This is a genomic window from Methylocystis parvus, from assembly GCF_049675845.1.
In the GTDB taxonomy this organism is placed as follows: domain Bacteria; phylum Pseudomonadota; class Alphaproteobacteria; order Rhizobiales; family Beijerinckiaceae; genus Methylocystis; species Methylocystis parvus_A.
The window spans coordinates 501,582-515,399 of record NZ_CP187161.1 but is presented as its reverse complement, the minus strand read 5'-3'; the positions used below and the strand labels follow the sequence as shown (position 1 = coordinate 515,399).

Sequence of the window (13,818 nt, the reverse complement as noted above, 5' to 3'; positions counted from 1 at the left end):
CCTAGACGTGCTCGATGACGATACCCGTCACCCGGTTCGCAATGTCTTCGAAACCGTCGACGACCTTCTCGAGATGGCCGTAAATCTCGGCGCCGACCACGAACGCCATGGGGTCGCTCGTGCGATGCGCGCGGAACAGCTCTTTCAGCCCCTCGTCATGGATGGCGTCCGCCTCGTCCTCGATGCGCGTGATTTCCTCGCTGAAGGCGCTGAGTTTCGCGTGGTTCGCGCTCATGGCCCGCAGCAGCGGCATGGCGTCCCGCGTCAACTCGGCGGACTGGACGATGATGTCGCCCATCCGCCGCATCGAGGCGTCGAAGTCGCGCGTCTCGAAAAGTTGAGTCACCTTGGACGTCTGATGCATCTGGTCGATCGTATCGTCCATCGCGGTGATGAGGTCGCGAATGTCGCTGCGGTCGAAGGGCGTGATGAAAGTGCGGCGCACGGCGAGGAGCGTGTCGCGGGTGATCTCGTCCGCCGCGTTCTCCTGCCGACGGATCTCCTGCCGGCAGCCGACAATGCCGTCGCCTCCATCGAGCATTTGGCGCAGAGCCCTCGCGCCAAGGACCAGCGTCTCGGCATGCTTTTCGAACAGGTCGAAGAAGCCCTCTTCCCGCGGCATCAAGGCCTGAAACCAAGACAACATCTGCGCCTCCAGCCTTCGACCACAAGGGAATCATCGTCACAAAACGGTCACAATGCCTTACGGCAAGTAGCTTTGCCGAATGGTCGTGTAAAGCGCAAAAGTTCGGGCCGGCGGGCCCTCAGCGCGTGCTGCCGGTCTGGTCTTCCTTGCTGGGATCAATCTGCGGCGCCGGAGGCGCGGCGGGGGCCGCGCTGACGGCGGGTCTGATGCTGCCCGTCCGCCGCAACATGGCGCGCAGCCGGTCGCGCAGGGTCGCCGACATGAAGGAGGCGTTGCTGAGCGGCACGAGCTTGGCGCCGCTATAGACAAAGGCGCCCGTGTCCTCGACCACGACGTCGCCGGATTGCAGCGTCGGATCGTTGCGGGCGGTCCGCTCGAAGAAGGCCTGCGACGTGCTCGGGTCGTTGCACGTGCAGCGGCTATTGGCGCGATCGCGGAAGGCGAAGGCGACGGGCAAGGCCGAATAGCGCTGGCCCTTGTAGTTGCGGGCGCTTTCGATCGTCGAGCCGTCGTAGATCTCCATCGGCGCCGACGGACAGGCTAGCTCGCAGGACTGCTGGCGCGTGGCTTTGGTGGATTTGATCAGCGGGAAGAAATAGCCGTCGCAGGTGCGCACGCAAAAACCGCCCGCCGTCGGTTCGGAAGAAAAGCCGGTCCCGGCGCCCGGCAGGCCGTCCCGCGGCTTTGCGAAGCGCAACTCCCCGACAGCGCCCTTCACTCTGCGGGCCGGAGCCGAATCGCGGCGCCCCCGCTGAGGCGCCAATTGCGGCTGCGACGGCGTCGGATCGGGTCCGAACAGGAATTCCAGCAGTCCGCCCTCGGCGCGGCCCGGCGCAGGCGCGAGAAGGACGGCAAACGCCAGAAGCGCCGCGACGCCTGTCACCAAAGCCCGGTCGAGCCGCATTCTAGCCCTTCCCATCCTTGTCTGCGTCGCTACGCGACCACTTACGGGCATCGAACGCGCCTTTGAAGGCGCCCGCTTCATGAAGCCAAACGTCGGAGGCTTTCCGCTCCCGGAATATAAACATGCCCCGGCAGGATTTTGATCCGGCAGGCTGGCAGGTTGTTACCAAAATATGTCGATTCTGGCGACCCCGGCAGGATTCGAACCTGCGACCTACCGCTTAGAAGGCGGTTGCTCTATCCGGCTGAGCTACGGGGCCCTGGCGGGCGCGTCAGTGCGTCCACAAACCGATGCGGTTCGTCCGGAAATTGTCCGAATAGGAGACGGCGCGGCGAGAGGCCGTCTCGGGCTTGGGCTCTTCGACGCGATAGGGAATGCCCTCGCGCTCGGCGTAAGCCACAGCCTCTTCCTTGGTTTCGAAGCGCAGGCGGATCTGCTGCTTCATGTCGCCCGAGCTGGTCCAGCCCATCAGCGGCTCGATCGAGCGCGGCGCTTCCGGGTCGAAAACGAGTCGCCAGGGCTTGGCCGTCCCTGGACCCGCCTGGGTCACGCTGGGCGACTGACGATAGATGCGAGCCGTCATTTCAACCTCATGTCTCTGCTGTAGCGGTCTGGTTCCAACCGGCCTCGCTGGAGGCCTTGATCCTCGCCCCCTTCGTAATCAGCCAAAGGGAATTTGCAACCTGATCTTTTCGGCCTCGCCACGTTCCGCGTCACACGCCTCCTGAGCATGGACGCAGACCCTGCGCCGTACGGCCCAGCAGCCGCCTTCATCCAGACAGGCATCCATGCGGACGAAATCCTCAATGTCTGCGCGGAAGTATAAAAACGACGCGCTCATCCCTGCAAGAAGCATGAAGAACAGCTTCGCCCAAAAGGCCATCGAAGGAGATCCCTGGATCGGGAAGCCTGAAACGAAAAAATCGCTGGTCGGGGCAGCAGGATTCGAACCTGCGACCTGAAGTACCCAAAACTTCCGCGCTACCAGGCTGCGCTATACCCCGACTTTGAAGGCACAGAGTTTTCCCATATCTGTTTTCAAGGCATTTCGCTACTGTGTTGTAGCCATTGGCAACCTCTTGAATGGGGGGAAGTGGTAGTTATGTGGCGATCTTTCATGAGTCGCCCCATTTGAAGGCTGGTGCCGGCTGCCCCTTCGCACATTGGCAGCTCCGACGTTATTCAAGAGCGTTTCCTCGGAGTCCACGAGGTCGGAAAAAAGCTGGCGGCATCCGAAGACAGCCTGCCTGAGTGCTTGATGTGCAATCTAAGCACCTCTTGCACCGCCCAAGGCACCGCTACGTCCACTTCTTCCATCAATCGCGCGGCGTTGATTAGCGACTGGAAGTTGCCATCGGCATATTCCTCCTGCGAAAGTTCTCCGAGATACTGTCGAGCCAATTCCTCCGCGATTTCTGCGAGTGCGTTGGTTATTTCGGTTTGCATCAGTTTCTCCCCCGGGGACACAGCCTAGGGGTTAACACTATGTCCGTATCTGGGGGAGATTGCTCGTCATCGACTCCGGTAGAGTCGAGCAGCTTTTTTTAGCTCACCGGAAGGCGCGGTAGGAAGCCGTCTCCGCCCTTGTCTCGAACCTCGTTGAGGATCTCGTCAATCATCTTGACGACGAGGCTTTTCTTGACGCGACCGCGCATCCGTCTTTCAATTTCGGACCTGCTCAGTCGCTCCTCGACGAATAGGCGTCGCACTTCGGAATAAATGGCGTCCATTTTCGCTCTCCTGTTGTGTGGAGACTGTGTGGAACAAACGTCGCACACAGTTACCTGCCGTGCTGGCACGACAACGGAAGAGACTCTTGTTTTTCAAATGGTTGGGATGCTGCTTTAGGGAAAACCCAAAACTTCCGCGCTACCAGGCTGCGCTATACCCCGCCGAACTCGAAGCGCCTCGGCGCCCCTGCTCTTTCATTTCGCTACCATGAGGCGTTACGTCTCACAAGACAGGGGCCCGCCACGCTAGTGCTTGAAGGCCTGGTGACGGACCGTGTCTCCCGGCTTGAGCCCGATCTTGCCAGCCGTCCCGGCGTTGAGTTCGATCACCCCATAGGCCGGCCCGTCCGACGAGATCGTCGCCTCCGACATCGGAACCGTATCGGGGGCGATCGCCGTCACCATGCCGTGGCGCGAGACGAAGATCATGTCGAGCGGAATGTAGGTGTTCTTCATCCACATCATGATCGGCGTCTCTTCGTGGAAGACGAAGAGCATGCCCTGATCGGCGGGCATGTGCTTGCGATACATGAGGCCCTTGGCGCGCTCGGCGGGCGTGTCCGCCACCTCAACCTGAAATTCATGCGCGCCACTCGCCGTGACGAATTCGAGGCGCTGCAACTGCCCTTCGGCGCGCGCCGCCGTCGCTGAGACGAAAAGGCTGCAAAGAAACAGCGCTGCGATCAGCGCAGCGGCGTTGTTGAGAAACGGAAAAGCCCGACGCAGCATGCGTCCTCCAAACACTTTCTGCTTTAGCGCTATAAACGCCCGGAGGATCGCAAGGTCAATTGCGGGAGACTCGGTGGGGGAACTCAGTGTGAGGGGTTCTTCGCCTCGAGCGGACGCACTTCTGCCGCCATAAGCCCCTTGGGGCCGTCGCCATAGCGAACGAGCACGCTGTCGCCCGGCTTGAGTTCGGTCATGCCGTAGCGGCGGACCGTCTCCATGTGCAGGAAGATGTCTTCCGTCCCCTCGCCGCGCGTGAGGAAGCCGAAGCCCTTCACGCGGTTGAACCACTTCACGATCGCGATCTCGTAGCCGCTCGTGGCCTTGATCTGAACATGCGTGCGGCCGGCGGTCGACTGCGCCGGATGCACGGCGGTCGTCTCGTCCATCGCAATGACGCGGAAGACCTGCATGCCCTTGGCGCGGCGCTGGGCCTCGCAGACCACGCGCGCGCCTTCGAAAGCGGTCTGAAGACCGCTGCGGCGCAGAATGGTCACATGCAGCAGGATATCCGGCGCGCCATCGTCCGGAACGACGAAGCCATATCCTTTGGCGACGTCGAACCACTTGATGCGTCCGGCTACCTCGACAAGTTCGAGGGCTTCTTCGCCCTCGGCGGCGGTCGCAGCGCCCAACTCGTCCTGAAAATCAAACTTCGCTCCCAACCGACCAACTCCCCCGTGCTGATCCAGAGCATTCGACCGGCGCAGACACTGAGCTTATCAAACTCTCGAATCGCTGCGTGGCAAATGAATCACTAACGAGAGGATAACATCGGAAGATTTTCATCCAACCAGAGATTTCGATTTTCGTCGCGAATGGCTGTGGATACACGTCGCGCGGGCATTCTGTGCGCCTCGAACGCTCGTCCCCCGCGTTTCGCAAGCGATTCAAAAAGAATTGAATTCTCCCTCGGAACCATAGTCTTGGCGGGTTGCGCAGGCGCAGCCGTTTTGCGGGGCTTTATGCAATCATTCCGGGAATCCAAGCCGCTGACCGTCCCCAATTCACCCGGATTTGACAAATTGCCCGCCGCGCGCAATCGAAAAGCACGGACTTTTCGGCCTCCCGTTTCGGGCCCCAGTCCGCGGCCCTTTTCTCTACATCCCGGGAGCCCCGCATGACCAATCTGTCGATTGCGCAACCGAGCGTTTCCGCTGTGCATGGCGGCTCGGGAGCCGCCTCGCCCTACGATCTCGCGGCGATGGTCGCTGAGCGGGAGAACGACCGCTTCTCCCTGCATTCGAAATATATGAATGAAATGTGGGTGCGTGTTCTCAAGACGATCGGTTACGACGTCGGGTTCACGCGCGGGCTCGGGCCGTATCTTTGGGATCGCAAGGGCGACCAATATCTCGACCTCCTGAGCGGCTGGGGCGTTTTCGCGCTCGGGCGCAATCACCCCGCTGTGCGTGAAGCGCTCGTCAGCGTCATCGACGGCGAGTTCGCCAATCTCGTTCAGCTCGACGTGTCGACGCTCGCCGGCATTCTCGCGGAGAAGCTGATCGAGCGCGCGCCCTATCTGGAAAAGGTCTTCTTCGCCAATTCGGGCGCCGAGTCGATCGAGGCGGCGATCAAGTTCGCGCGCGCCGCGACGGGCCGCCCGGGCATTTTGCATTGCGCGCATTCCTTCCACGGCCTGACTTATGGCTCGCTGTCGATGAATGGCGACGAGATCTTCAAGAAGGGTTTCGGGCCGCTGCTGCCGAACGCGCAGGAAATTCCATTCGACGATCTCGCCGCGCTGGAGAAGGCCCTCGCGTCGCGCGAGATCGCGGCCTTCTTCGTCGAACCGATCCAGGGCAAGGGCGTCAACATGCCCTCGAGCGACTATCTCGCCGGCGTCCAGCTCCTGTGCCGCAAATACGGCACGATTTTCGTCGCCGACGAAATCCAGACCGGCCTCGGGCGCACAGGCGCCTTCTTCGCGATCGATCATTACAAGGGCATCGAGCCCGACATGGTCGTCGTCGCGAAGGCGCTGTCCGGCGGCCATGTGCCGGTCGGCGCCGTCCTCACGCGCAAATGGATCTTCGACAAGGTCTTCGACCGCATGGATCGCGCGGTCGTGCATGGCTCCACTTTCAGCAAGAACGATCTCGCCATGGCCGCCGGCGTCGCGACGCTCGACACGATCAAGAACGAGCGCATCGTCGAGAACGCCGCGGCGAAGGGCGAACGGCTCCTCGCCTCCTTCCGCGAGATGGCGGGCCGCTACGAACTCGTCTCCGACGTGCGCGGCAAGGGTTTGATGATCGGCGTCGAATTCGGACAACCGAAATCACTCAAGCTGAAAGCGACCTGGAACCTGCTCGAGACTGCGAACTCCGGACTGTTCGGCCAGCTCATCTGCATTCCGCTCTTCAAGGACCACAAGGTTCTCACGCAGGTCGCGGGCCACGCGAATCCGACGATCAAGCTCCTTCCCGCGCTGACATTGAACGACTCGGATTGTGTCTGGATCGAAAGGTCGTTCGACGCCGTGATCGCCAACGCCCACAACACATCCGCCGTCTGGTCGCTCGGCAAGACGCTCGCCGAGCACGCGATCAAGGCGCGCATGAGCGGATGATTTTTCTCTCGTAAAGAGAAACCGACTGTGGCGAGCGGGCACTCGGAAGAGTTCGCGAAGGCAAGGCGGATGGGGCGATCTCAAGCCCTGCCGCCGATCCTTTCTATGATGACGGCTTCCCAGGCTCCGGGGCGAACGCCCTTGATGCTTCCCCCTGCTCTGGTTCCGTCTTTGTAATACGATCCCGTGAAAATCTGCTTTTTTCCAAGCCAAACGCCATTCAAGTGCCGAACGATATAGATGTCGGTTTTCGAAATTACGCCGGTCAAAGCGGATGCGTCGCCAAAATTGTCGGATAGATCGAGAAGGCCATCGAGCTGGCCGTTCCCATATACATAAATCGAAGCAAAGCCCGTGACTTGACCATTATAGGCCGTAACGCTCCATCTCTCGTGGGAGCAAACTCCGCCTGGAATTAAACTCATTGGTCGAGACTCTTCAATGAAAATTGGTCGCTTTAGACTTCTGGCCGTCGCCTAATCCGCATTGGGTTCGGCGCGTCAAATCATAGCTGCGCGCCGGCATTGTGGCCACGTCGACAAAGCCCGCGCCCGTGGGCCGCTTCAACCGGAACGCTATTTGCCCCAAATGGTCGGCGTGCCGCCAAGGCGCGCCAAAATCGGACGATTACGCCGCCCTGCGGCGCCAGTTGATCCGTAAAGACACGAAAGGATGTCGGTCATGCGTTTCATTTCGGGACTTCGCGCGGCCGCCATTGCGGGAGCGCTCCTGCTGCCGCCGGGCGCCGAGCTTGCGCAGGCTGGCGGATTCGGCGGCGGTGGCGGCGGCGGCGGTCATGGCGGCGGCGGAGGTGGATTTGGCGGCGGCTTCGGCCATGGCCGACCGGCAACCGGCGTCGGCGCCTATGCGCCCGGCCAGGGTCCGACCGGAGCGGCCGGCCTGGGGCTGGGGACCAACCGACACGGCGTTCTGAATGGATTCTGGGGGGGATATGGCGGAGGCTACGGGGGCGGCGGCGACGCCATTTCCGCAGGCAACTCGACCAACGTCTACACCTACAATCACTACGACAATCGCCGGCGTGACGGCGGTTTCTATGGCGGCGGCGGCGTCTTCTATCCTGACGACGGCTACAGCCGCCTCTACACGATCCGCCGGCCCGGGGGCTATGATGACGACTACCCGTCCTACGGCCCGACTGGTTACGCGCCGCAAACCGTTTACCGTCCTTCGCAGCACATCTTTTACCTGCCTGGCAACAATCGCCGCGCGGCCCGAAAATCCGCTCGCCGCGACAGCGAGGATTGAGTTTCAATGGCGCATATCAAGCGTCGTAATCTGGGGGTGAGTATCATGCGTTTCGTTTCAACCATCCGGTCGCTGTCCATGGCGGGCGCCGCGGCGTGCCTTTTCGCTGCGGGCGGCGCTTCCGCGCAGGACTTCGCGGCGCCGTTCTTCGGCGGCGGCTATGCGCCGGGGCCGACTTACGCGTCGAACTATGGCGGCTATGGCGGCGGCGCCGTCGGCTATGACCAGGGTTATTATCAGGGCGGCTACCAGTATCCGGCCGCCGGCTATGGCGGCGGCGCCTATCGCCGCGCGGCCTACAGCGCCGCCGACGTCTATATGAACGGCGGCTATGCGCAGGGCTATGGTTACGAGCGCGCCTATGTCGTGCCGCAGACGTCGTATCGTCCCTATGTCCGCACGCATTACGTGCCGGTCACGACCTACCGCGCCTACAACACCGTGCAATACCAGCCGGTGACGACCTATCGCGTGGTGCGCAAGCGCTGCCACTGCGAGATCTACTAAAAACGAAAGCGGCGGCCCAAAAGGCCGCCGCAAGACTTTTAGGGCCGCTTTAGCCGCTCTCAGGCGTGAACCGCCTTGTCGTAGTCCTCGACCAGCGCGCGCGACACGGCGCCCGGGGTGAATTTATAGGGGCCGATCTCCGCGACCGGCGTGACTTCCGCGCCCGTGCCGCAGATGAAGCACTCGTCGAAGCTCGCCATCTCTTCCGGCATGATGCGGCGCTCGACCACCGCGATTCCGCGCGCCTTGGCGAGGTCGATCACCGTGCGGCGGGTGATGCCGTCGAGGAAGCAGTCGGCGATCGGCGTATGCAGCGCGCCGTCCTTGACGAAAAAGACGTTGGCGCCGGTGCATTCGGCGACCCTGCCCTGCCAGTCCAGCATCAGGGCGTCCGCATAGCCGCGGCGCTCGGCGCGGTGCTTGGAGATGGTGCAGATCATGTAAAGGCCGGCGGCCTTCGCCATCGACGGCGCGGTGCGCGGATCGGGCCGGCAATATTCGGCGATGTCGAGCTTGATGCCCTTCATCTTGGTGTTGATGTCGAACATGCTCGGCCAGTCCCACACCGCGATCGCGACATGGATGGTCGAATTCTGCGCGGCGACCGCCATCATCTCGCTGCCGCGCCACGCGACTGGGCGGACATAGGAGTTCTGAAGGTTATTGGCCTTCAGCGTCTCGTCCTTCGCGGCGTCGAGCTGAGCGACCGTGTAGGGAATTTCGAAGTCGAGAATTTCGGCCGAGCGCTTGAAGCGCTCCGAATGCTCGGTCGACTTGAAGATCTTGCCGGCATAGGCGCGCTCGCCCTCGAAGACGCATGAGCCATAATGCAGGCCATGCGAGAGCACATGCAGTTTCGCGTCGCGCCAGGGAACCAGCGCGCCATTATACCAAATGAATCCGTCGCGCTGATCGAAGGGCGGGACAACCATGGCAAGCTCCGGGAAAGCGGCGTCTCGATGAGGGCCGGCCGGCCGCTGCGACGCTGGTCAGAGCACTAGCCATCGGTCAGAAATATGTCAATATAGCTGACATATAGGCGCCTCGAATCCGAGCGCCGCAGGAACCGCGACTTGAGCGAGCTTCTCCAGCCAAAGGCCGCAATTCGGGCGCCCGTCATCCCCGAGGCCCCGGCTCGGGCGGCGCGCCGCGTGGAGGAAGACGCCGAAGCCCTCGATCTCGTGGAGCTGTTCTTTTTCGCCTATCGCGACTTCGTGGGCGACGCCGACCGGCTGCTCGAAAATTACGGCTTCGGCCGCGCGCATCACCGCGTGCTGCATTTCGTGCATCGCCGCCCCGGCCTGCCCATCGCAGCGTTGCTGGACATTCTCAAGATCACCAAGCAGAGCCTCAACCGCGTGCTGAAGCAGCTTCTCGACGGCGGTTTCGTCGAGGCGCGCGCGGGCGCGGTGGATCGCCGCCAGCGCCTGCTTTATCCGACGCCGCGCGGCGCGCAGCTCGCCCGCGAACTTGCGGCGCTGCAATCCGAGCGCTTTCGACGCGTGCTGGACGAATTGCCGCCCGCCGCGCGCGACGCCGCGGCGGAATTCCTCTTCGCCATGGTCGACCCCGAGGACCGCGAGCGCGTGCGCCGTCATCTTGGCCGGCCCGACCTTGGCCGGGACCGGCGATGAGCGCCGTCACGCTCGCCCCTGCCCGGGCCGCGCAGAAGGCGGCGACGGCGTCGAAAGGCGCGCATATTCTCGTCGTGGACGACGACAGGCGCATCCGCGCGCTTCTCTCGCGCTACCTCATGCGCGAGGGCTATCTCGTCAGCGCAGCGGCGAACGCCGCGGAGGCGGCGGCGCGGCTTCAGGACTTCACATTCGACCTGATCGTGCTCGACGTGATGATGCCCGGCGAGAGCGGCACGCAATTCGCCGCGCGCCTGCGCGAGGGGCCAGAGCCGCTGCGCTCGGCGCCCATCCTGATGCTCACCGCCCTTCACGAAACGGCGAACCGCGTGGAGGGGCTCGAAGCCGGCGTCGACGATTATCTCGCCAAGCCCTTCGATCCGCGCGAGCTTTCCTTGAGGATTGCGAGCATATTGCGGCGCTCGCGCCGGCCAGAGCCCATCGATCCGCTGGTGCGCTTCGGCGCCTTCGCCTACGATCCCGCGCGCAGCGAGCTGACCCGCGCCGGCGACGTGGTCAAGCTCACGAGCCGCGAGCGCGACTTGTTGCAGACTCTGACCGAACATGCGGGCGCCATCGTTTCGAGGCAGACTCTTTCCAGCCGCGCCTGCGAGCAGAAGGCGGCGGAGCGGACCGTCGACGTCGAGATTGCGCGGCTGCGCCGCAAGATCGAAGCTGATCCCAACGCGCCGCGCCATTTGCAAACGGTGCGCGGACAGGGCTATCGACTTGTCGTCGACGCGTCGCGCGCTAAAAATTTGCAAAGCTAGAGGCGGATATGTCCCTCGTGATCACCGAAGTCCTTTCCGCGCCGCGCCAGGTTTGGCGCCGCTTCGCCGACTGGCTTCACGCGCGCATGCCGAAGGGCCTTTACGCGCGCGCGCTTCTCATTGTGATTCTGCCCGTCGTGCTGCTGCAATCGGCGGTGGCCTATGTCTTCATGGAGCGGCATTGGGAGGTCGTGACCTACCGTCTCTCCGCCGCCGTGGCGCGGCAGGTCGCGGCCGTCGTCGACATCTATCAGACCTTCCCCGACGATCCCGGCCACAGCCAGCTTCGCCGCATCGCCGCGATCGACCTCAATATGGAGCTGTCGGTCCTGCCGAAGGAGCCGCTCCCCGAGCCGGTTTCCAAGAAGTCGCTTTTCTCGCTGCTGGACAAGGCGCTGGCGAGCGAATTGTCGCGCAAGATCCTGCAGCCCTACTGGATCAACACCAGCCTTCCCGGCAATCTGATCGAGATCCGCGTGGCGCTCAACGACGTGACGCTGCAAGTGCTGGTCACGCGCACCCACGCCTACGCCTCGAACTCCTATATTTTCTTCATGTGGATGGCGATCGCCTCGGTCATCATCCTCGCCATCGCCACCTCCTTCCTGCGCAACCAGATCCGCCCCATCGTGCGGCTCGCCCGTGCGGCGGAGGAATTCGGCAAGGGCCGCGACGTGCAGTTCAGCCCGCGCGGCGCGCGCGAAGTGCGCCAGGCCGGCCACGCGTTTTTGGAGATGAAGCGCCGCGTCGAGCGCGCCATCGAGCAGCGCACGACAATGCTCAACGGCGTCTCGCACGATCTGCGCACCATCATCACACGCTTCAAGCTTTCGCTCGCGCTGATGGGCGAAGGCGCCGAAGCCACCGAGATGCGCAAGGACGTCGACGAGATGGAGCGCATGGTCGAGGCCTATCTCGCCTTTGCGCGGGGCGACGGCGGCGAGGCCTCGGCCCCGACCGACATCAGCGCCGTCCTCGGCGAGTTGAAGGCGGACACGGAGCGTCGCGGCATTCCGGCTGAGCTGAAAATCGAGGGCGACCCGACGGTCGTCGCCCGCCCGGCGGCGATCAAGCGCCTCCTCGCCAATCTGGTCGGCAATGCGCAGCGCTACGGCAAGAAGCTGGAATTCTCGGTCGAGAACGATGGCGAGACCATGGTCGTCCACATTGACGACGACGGGCCGGGCATCCCCGTGGAGCGGCGTGAAGACGCCTTCCGGCCTTTCTACCGGCTGGACGAGTCGCGCAATCAGGACAATGGCAATTCAGGTCTCGGCCTCGCCATCGCCCGCGACATCGCCCGCTCGCATGGCGGGGATATCGAGTTGGATCGCAGCCCGTTGGGTGGCTTGAGGGCGACGGTGACGCTGCCGATTTAACCCCCTCCCCAACCCTCCCCCGCTTCGCGGGAGAGGGAGCGGATCGTGGTCTTCGTCCAGAATGCTGATCTGAGCGTCCCCTCTCCCGCTCGCGGAGGAGGGACAGGGAGGGGATGCCTCCTTACGCGCTCGGATGCGGGTAATCGTCGTCCGCCGCGTGCCGGCTGCGACGGAAGCCGCCGATTTCGAACAGCCGGTTCGCCATGTCGGTGAAAGGCCGTGTGATGCGGGCGAAATCCTCGACATGCTCGACATAGCGCTCGCCGCGCGCGATCTCGCGGTCCAGCGTCTCCAGCGCGAAGCTGAAGCCGTCCTGGAACCATGCGTCGAGCACCCTGCCCCAAGCCAGCGCCAAGCCTTGCAGCTTCAGGGAGCCGACCGGGCCGTCGCAATCGATGTCCGCCGCCTCGAGCATGAATCGCATCGAGTTGACGGTCTCGCGATTGAGCGCAGTCCCGGTCAGCGGGTCGCGCGCCGCCCAGCGGGCGATGCTCGACAGGGAATCGCGATAAGGCTCCAGCGCTTCGAGCCGCTTGCGCAGCACTTCGTAGAGACGGTCGCGCGCGGGATCGTGCGAATCCTGCTCGCTGACGGCCTCCAGCACCTCGCGGTCGATCTTGCGGTTGAAGCCGCCGATGATCGCGCCTTTCGAGGGGAAGAGATCGCGCATCTCGGCCAGCGAAATGTCGGCCTCATGGGCGATGTCGGTGAGGCTGACATCGCCGAAGTCGCGGCGGGCCGCCAGCCTGAGGGCGGCGTCGATCACCCTGTTTCGGGCGCTCATCTTCATCTCCGATGTTGCTGCTCTGCCCATAAATCTATTGCCGGGCCAGATAGGGGCAAGGCTAAACTGAGCCGTTCAGCCCGAAAGTTCCGCCGCCCGCTTCTTCGCGGCGGAGACAGCGCGCGCCATAAGGGGCGCCAGCCCATCATCCGCCATGAGCACGGAAAGCGCCGCCGCCGTCGTGCCGCCGGGAGAGGTCACGCGCTGGCGCAGCGTCTCGGCCGAAACCTCGGCCTGCTGGTGCAGAAGCTCGCCGGCGCCTTCGATCGTTGCGCGCGCCAGTCGGCCGGCAAGATCCGCGGGAAGCCCCGCTTCGACGCCTGCGGCCGCGAGCGCCTCGACGAGATAGAACACATAGGCCGGGCCGGAGCCCGAGACAGCCGTGACGGCGTCGATCAGCGCCTCGCTCTCGACCCACTCGACCTGCCCGGCGGCTGCGAGCAGCGCATGGGCGAGCGCGCGCTGCGCCTCGCTCGTCTCGCCGCTGGCGAAGGCGCCCGTCATGCCGCGGCCGATGGCGGCGGGCGTATTGGGCATGGCGCGCACCACGGCCCTCGCCGCCGGGAGGCGCGCGGAAATGTCGGAAATGCGCTTGCCCGCGAGGATAGAAACGACGACAGAGTCGGGGCCCACGAACGGCGCGGCGGCCTGTGCGCCGGCTTCCAGCATCTGCGGCTTGATCGCGAGGACCACGGCGTCGAACGCCTTGCCGACCGGCGCGCCGGAAAGCGGATAACCCTTGGCGGCGCAAAGCGCCTGCAAGCGGTTGGAGGGATTGGGCTCGACGATGGCGGCGCGGTCGGCGGAGAGGCCCCGCGCGGCCCAGCCCTCGAGCATGGCGAGGCCCATATTGCCCGCCCCGATCAGCGCGACCGAGGCGTCCTTCATAGACGAGGC

At 63.7% G+C, this 13,818-nt stretch carries 18 protein-coding genes and 2 tRNA genes; 6 read left to right on the top strand and 14 right to left on the bottom strand.

Annotation, left to right across the window (positions count from 1 at the left end):
• Window position 1: 1 nt before the first annotated feature.
• From ACPFMJ_RS02855 to ACPFMJ_RS02810, 10 genes are all read right to left on the bottom strand, one after another.
• Window positions 2–646: a DUF47 domain-containing protein gene (locus ACPFMJ_RS02855; protein ID WP_424362366.1), complete on the bottom strand. Its 645-nt coding sequence runs from the start codon at window positions 644–646 to the stop codon at window positions 2–4.
• Window positions 647–764: 118 nt separating this feature from the next.
• Complete coding sequence (locus tag ACPFMJ_RS02850; RefSeq protein WP_424362365.1) at window positions 765–1,550, bottom strand: DUF2865 domain-containing protein; 786 nt, start codon at window positions 1,548–1,550, stop codon at window positions 765–767.
• A gap of 182 nt (window positions 1,551–1,732) precedes the next feature.
• Window positions 1,733–1,809 (bottom strand) — tRNA-Arg (locus ACPFMJ_RS02845).
• Window positions 1,810–1,821: 12 nt separating this feature from the next.
• On the bottom strand, window positions 1,822–2,133 hold the full coding sequence (locus tag ACPFMJ_RS02840; RefSeq protein WP_424362364.1) for an ETC complex I subunit: 312 nt from the start codon (window positions 2,131–2,133) through the stop codon (window positions 1,822–1,824).
• A gap of 78 nt (window positions 2,134–2,211) precedes the next feature.
• Window positions 2,212–2,433: a hypothetical protein gene (locus ACPFMJ_RS02835; RefSeq protein WP_424362363.1), complete on the bottom strand. Its 222-nt coding sequence runs from the start codon at window positions 2,431–2,433 to the stop codon at window positions 2,212–2,214.
• A 44-nt stretch (window positions 2,434–2,477) separates the two neighbouring features.
• Window positions 2,478–2,554, bottom strand: a tRNA-Pro gene (locus ACPFMJ_RS02830).
• 178 nt (window positions 2,555–2,732) lie between these two features.
• Window positions 2,733–2,996 carry a hypothetical protein gene (locus ACPFMJ_RS02825; RefSeq protein ID WP_424362362.1) on the bottom strand — a complete coding sequence of 88 codons (264 nt, stop codon included), beginning with the start codon at window positions 2,994–2,996 and terminating at the stop codon, window positions 2,733–2,735.
• 98 nt (window positions 2,997–3,094) lie between these two features.
• Window positions 3,095–3,280 carry a hypothetical protein gene (locus tag ACPFMJ_RS02820; protein ID WP_424362361.1) on the bottom strand — a complete coding sequence of 62 codons (186 nt, stop codon included), beginning with the start codon at window positions 3,278–3,280 and terminating at the stop codon, window positions 3,095–3,097.
• A 246-nt stretch (window positions 3,281–3,526) separates the two neighbouring features.
• Window positions 3,527–4,009, bottom strand: a complete 483-nt coding sequence (locus ACPFMJ_RS02815) for a DUF192 domain-containing protein (RefSeq protein ID WP_424362360.1) — start codon at window positions 4,007–4,009, stop codon at window positions 3,527–3,529.
• An 83-nt stretch (window positions 4,010–4,092) separates the two neighbouring features.
• On the bottom strand, window positions 4,093–4,671 hold the full coding sequence (locus ACPFMJ_RS02810; protein WP_424362359.1) for a cold-shock protein: 579 nt from the start codon (window positions 4,669–4,671) through the stop codon (window positions 4,093–4,095).
• 455 nt (window positions 4,672–5,126) lie between these two features.
• Between ACPFMJ_RS02810 and ACPFMJ_RS02805 the strand changes: the two genes are divergently transcribed.
• The gene (locus tag ACPFMJ_RS02805) at window positions 5,127–6,578 is read left to right on the top strand and encodes an aspartate aminotransferase family protein (protein WP_424362358.1); all 1,452 of its coding nucleotides are present in this window, start codon (window positions 5,127–5,129) and stop codon (window positions 6,576–6,578) included.
• 80 nt (window positions 6,579–6,658) lie between these two features.
• On the opposite strand, the gene ACPFMJ_RS02800 is transcribed toward ACPFMJ_RS02805, so the two are convergent.
• Complete coding sequence (locus ACPFMJ_RS02800) at window positions 6,659–7,003, bottom strand: hypothetical protein (RefSeq protein ID WP_424362357.1); 345 nt, start codon at window positions 7,001–7,003, stop codon at window positions 6,659–6,661.
• A gap of 256 nt (window positions 7,004–7,259) precedes the next feature.
• Between ACPFMJ_RS02800 and ACPFMJ_RS02795 the strand changes: the two genes are divergently transcribed.
• Both ACPFMJ_RS02795 and ACPFMJ_RS02790 read left to right on the top strand, forming a co-directional pair.
• The gene (locus ACPFMJ_RS02795) at window positions 7,260–7,847 is read left to right on the top strand and encodes a hypothetical protein (protein ID WP_424362356.1); all 588 of its coding nucleotides are present in this window, start codon (window positions 7,260–7,262) and stop codon (window positions 7,845–7,847) included.
• Window positions 7,848–7,892: 45 nt separating this feature from the next.
• Window positions 7,893–8,354: a hypothetical protein gene (locus ACPFMJ_RS02790; protein WP_424362355.1), complete on the top strand. Its 462-nt coding sequence runs from the start codon at window positions 7,893–7,895 to the stop codon at window positions 8,352–8,354.
• Window positions 8,355–8,413: 59 nt separating this feature from the next.
• Here ACPFMJ_RS02790 and ACPFMJ_RS02785 read toward each other — a convergent pair whose 3' ends face one another.
• Complete coding sequence (locus ACPFMJ_RS02785; protein WP_424362354.1) at window positions 8,414–9,286, bottom strand: branched-chain amino acid aminotransferase; 873 nt, start codon at window positions 9,284–9,286, stop codon at window positions 8,414–8,416.
• Between the two features lie 186 nt (window positions 9,287–9,472).
• Between ACPFMJ_RS02785 and ACPFMJ_RS02780 the strand changes: the two genes are divergently transcribed.
• From ACPFMJ_RS02780 to ACPFMJ_RS02770, 3 genes are read left to right on the top strand one after another with little or no spacing between them, the layout of a single operon-like run.
• A complete protein-coding gene (locus tag ACPFMJ_RS02780; protein WP_424363777.1) occupies window positions 9,473–9,988 on the top strand; it encodes a MarR family winged helix-turn-helix transcriptional regulator in 516 nt (171 codons plus the stop codon).
• The gene (locus tag ACPFMJ_RS02775) at window positions 9,985–10,758 is read left to right on the top strand and encodes a response regulator (protein ID WP_424362353.1); all 774 of its coding nucleotides are present in this window, start codon (window positions 9,985–9,987) and stop codon (window positions 10,756–10,758) included. Before ACPFMJ_RS02780 ends, ACPFMJ_RS02775 begins: the two co-directional genes overlap by 4 nt.
• Before the next feature lie 8 nt (window positions 10,759–10,766).
• Window positions 10,767–12,137 carry an ATP-binding protein gene (locus ACPFMJ_RS02770; protein ID WP_424362352.1) on the top strand — a complete coding sequence of 457 codons (1,371 nt, stop codon included), beginning with the start codon at window positions 10,767–10,769 and terminating at the stop codon, window positions 12,135–12,137.
• A gap of 121 nt (window positions 12,138–12,258) precedes the next feature.
• On the opposite strand, the gene ACPFMJ_RS02765 is transcribed toward ACPFMJ_RS02770, so the two are convergent.
• Entirely contained in the window at window positions 12,259–12,921 is a 663-nt protein-coding gene (locus ACPFMJ_RS02765) for a TetR/AcrR family transcriptional regulator (protein ID WP_424362351.1), read from the bottom strand.
• 75 nt (window positions 12,922–12,996) lie between these two features.
• Window positions 12,997–13,809 carry a pyrroline-5-carboxylate reductase gene (proC, locus tag ACPFMJ_RS02760; protein ID WP_424363776.1) on the bottom strand — a complete coding sequence of 271 codons (813 nt, stop codon included), beginning with the start codon at window positions 13,807–13,809 and terminating at the stop codon, window positions 12,997–12,999.
• Window positions 13,810–13,818 lie beyond the last annotated feature (9 nt).

Excerpts from the sequence above, each read along its gene's own strand:
- ACPFMJ_RS02855 (WP_424362366.1), bottom strand. The coding sequence starts at position 646 with ATGTTGTCTTGGTTTCAGGCCTTGATGCCGCGGGAAGAGGGCTTCTTC.
- ACPFMJ_RS02850 (WP_424362365.1), bottom strand. The coding sequence starts at position 1,550 with ATGCGGCTCGACCGGGCTTTGGTGACAGGCGTCGCGGCGCTTCTGGCG.
- ACPFMJ_RS02840 (WP_424362364.1), bottom strand. The coding sequence starts at position 2,133 with ATGACGGCTCGCATCTATCGTCAGTCGCCCAGCGTGACCCAGGCGGGT.
- ACPFMJ_RS02835 (WP_424362363.1), bottom strand. The coding sequence starts at position 2,433 with ATGGCCTTTTGGGCGAAGCTGTTCTTCATGCTTCTTGCAGGGATGAGC.
- ACPFMJ_RS02825 (WP_424362362.1), bottom strand. The coding sequence starts at position 2,996 with ATGCAAACCGAAATAACCAACGCACTCGCAGAAATCGCGGAGGAATTG.
- ACPFMJ_RS02820 (WP_424362361.1), bottom strand. The coding sequence starts at position 3,280 with ATGGACGCCATTTATTCCGAAGTGCGACGCCTATTCGTCGAGGAGCGA.
- ACPFMJ_RS02815 (WP_424362360.1), bottom strand. The coding sequence starts at position 4,009 with ATGCTGCGTCGGGCTTTTCCGTTTCTCAACAACGCCGCTGCGCTGATC.
- ACPFMJ_RS02805 (WP_424362358.1), top strand. The coding sequence starts at position 5,127 with ATGACCAATCTGTCGATTGCGCAACCGAGCGTTTCCGCTGTGCATGGC.
- ACPFMJ_RS02800 (WP_424362357.1), bottom strand. The coding sequence starts at position 7,003 with ATGAGTTTAATTCCAGGCGGAGTTTGCTCCCACGAGAGATGGAGCGTT.
- ACPFMJ_RS02795 (WP_424362356.1), top strand. The coding sequence starts at position 7,260 with ATGCGTTTCATTTCGGGACTTCGCGCGGCCGCCATTGCGGGAGCGCTC.
- ACPFMJ_RS02790 (WP_424362355.1), top strand. The coding sequence starts at position 7,893 with ATGCGTTTCGTTTCAACCATCCGGTCGCTGTCCATGGCGGGCGCCGCG.
- ACPFMJ_RS02785 (WP_424362354.1), bottom strand. The coding sequence starts at position 9,286 with ATGGTTGTCCCGCCCTTCGATCAGCGCGACGGATTCATTTGGTATAAT.
- ACPFMJ_RS02775 (WP_424362353.1), top strand. The coding sequence starts at position 9,985 with ATGAGCGCCGTCACGCTCGCCCCTGCCCGGGCCGCGCAGAAGGCGGCG.
- ACPFMJ_RS02770 (WP_424362352.1), top strand. The coding sequence starts at position 10,767 with ATGTCCCTCGTGATCACCGAAGTCCTTTCCGCGCCGCGCCAGGTTTGG.
- ACPFMJ_RS02765 (WP_424362351.1), bottom strand. The coding sequence starts at position 12,921 with ATGAGCGCCCGAAACAGGGTGATCGACGCCGCCCTCAGGCTGGCGGCC.
- proC (WP_424363776.1), bottom strand. The coding sequence starts at position 13,809 with ATGAAGGACGCCTCGGTCGCGCTGATCGGGGCGGGCAATATGGGCCTC.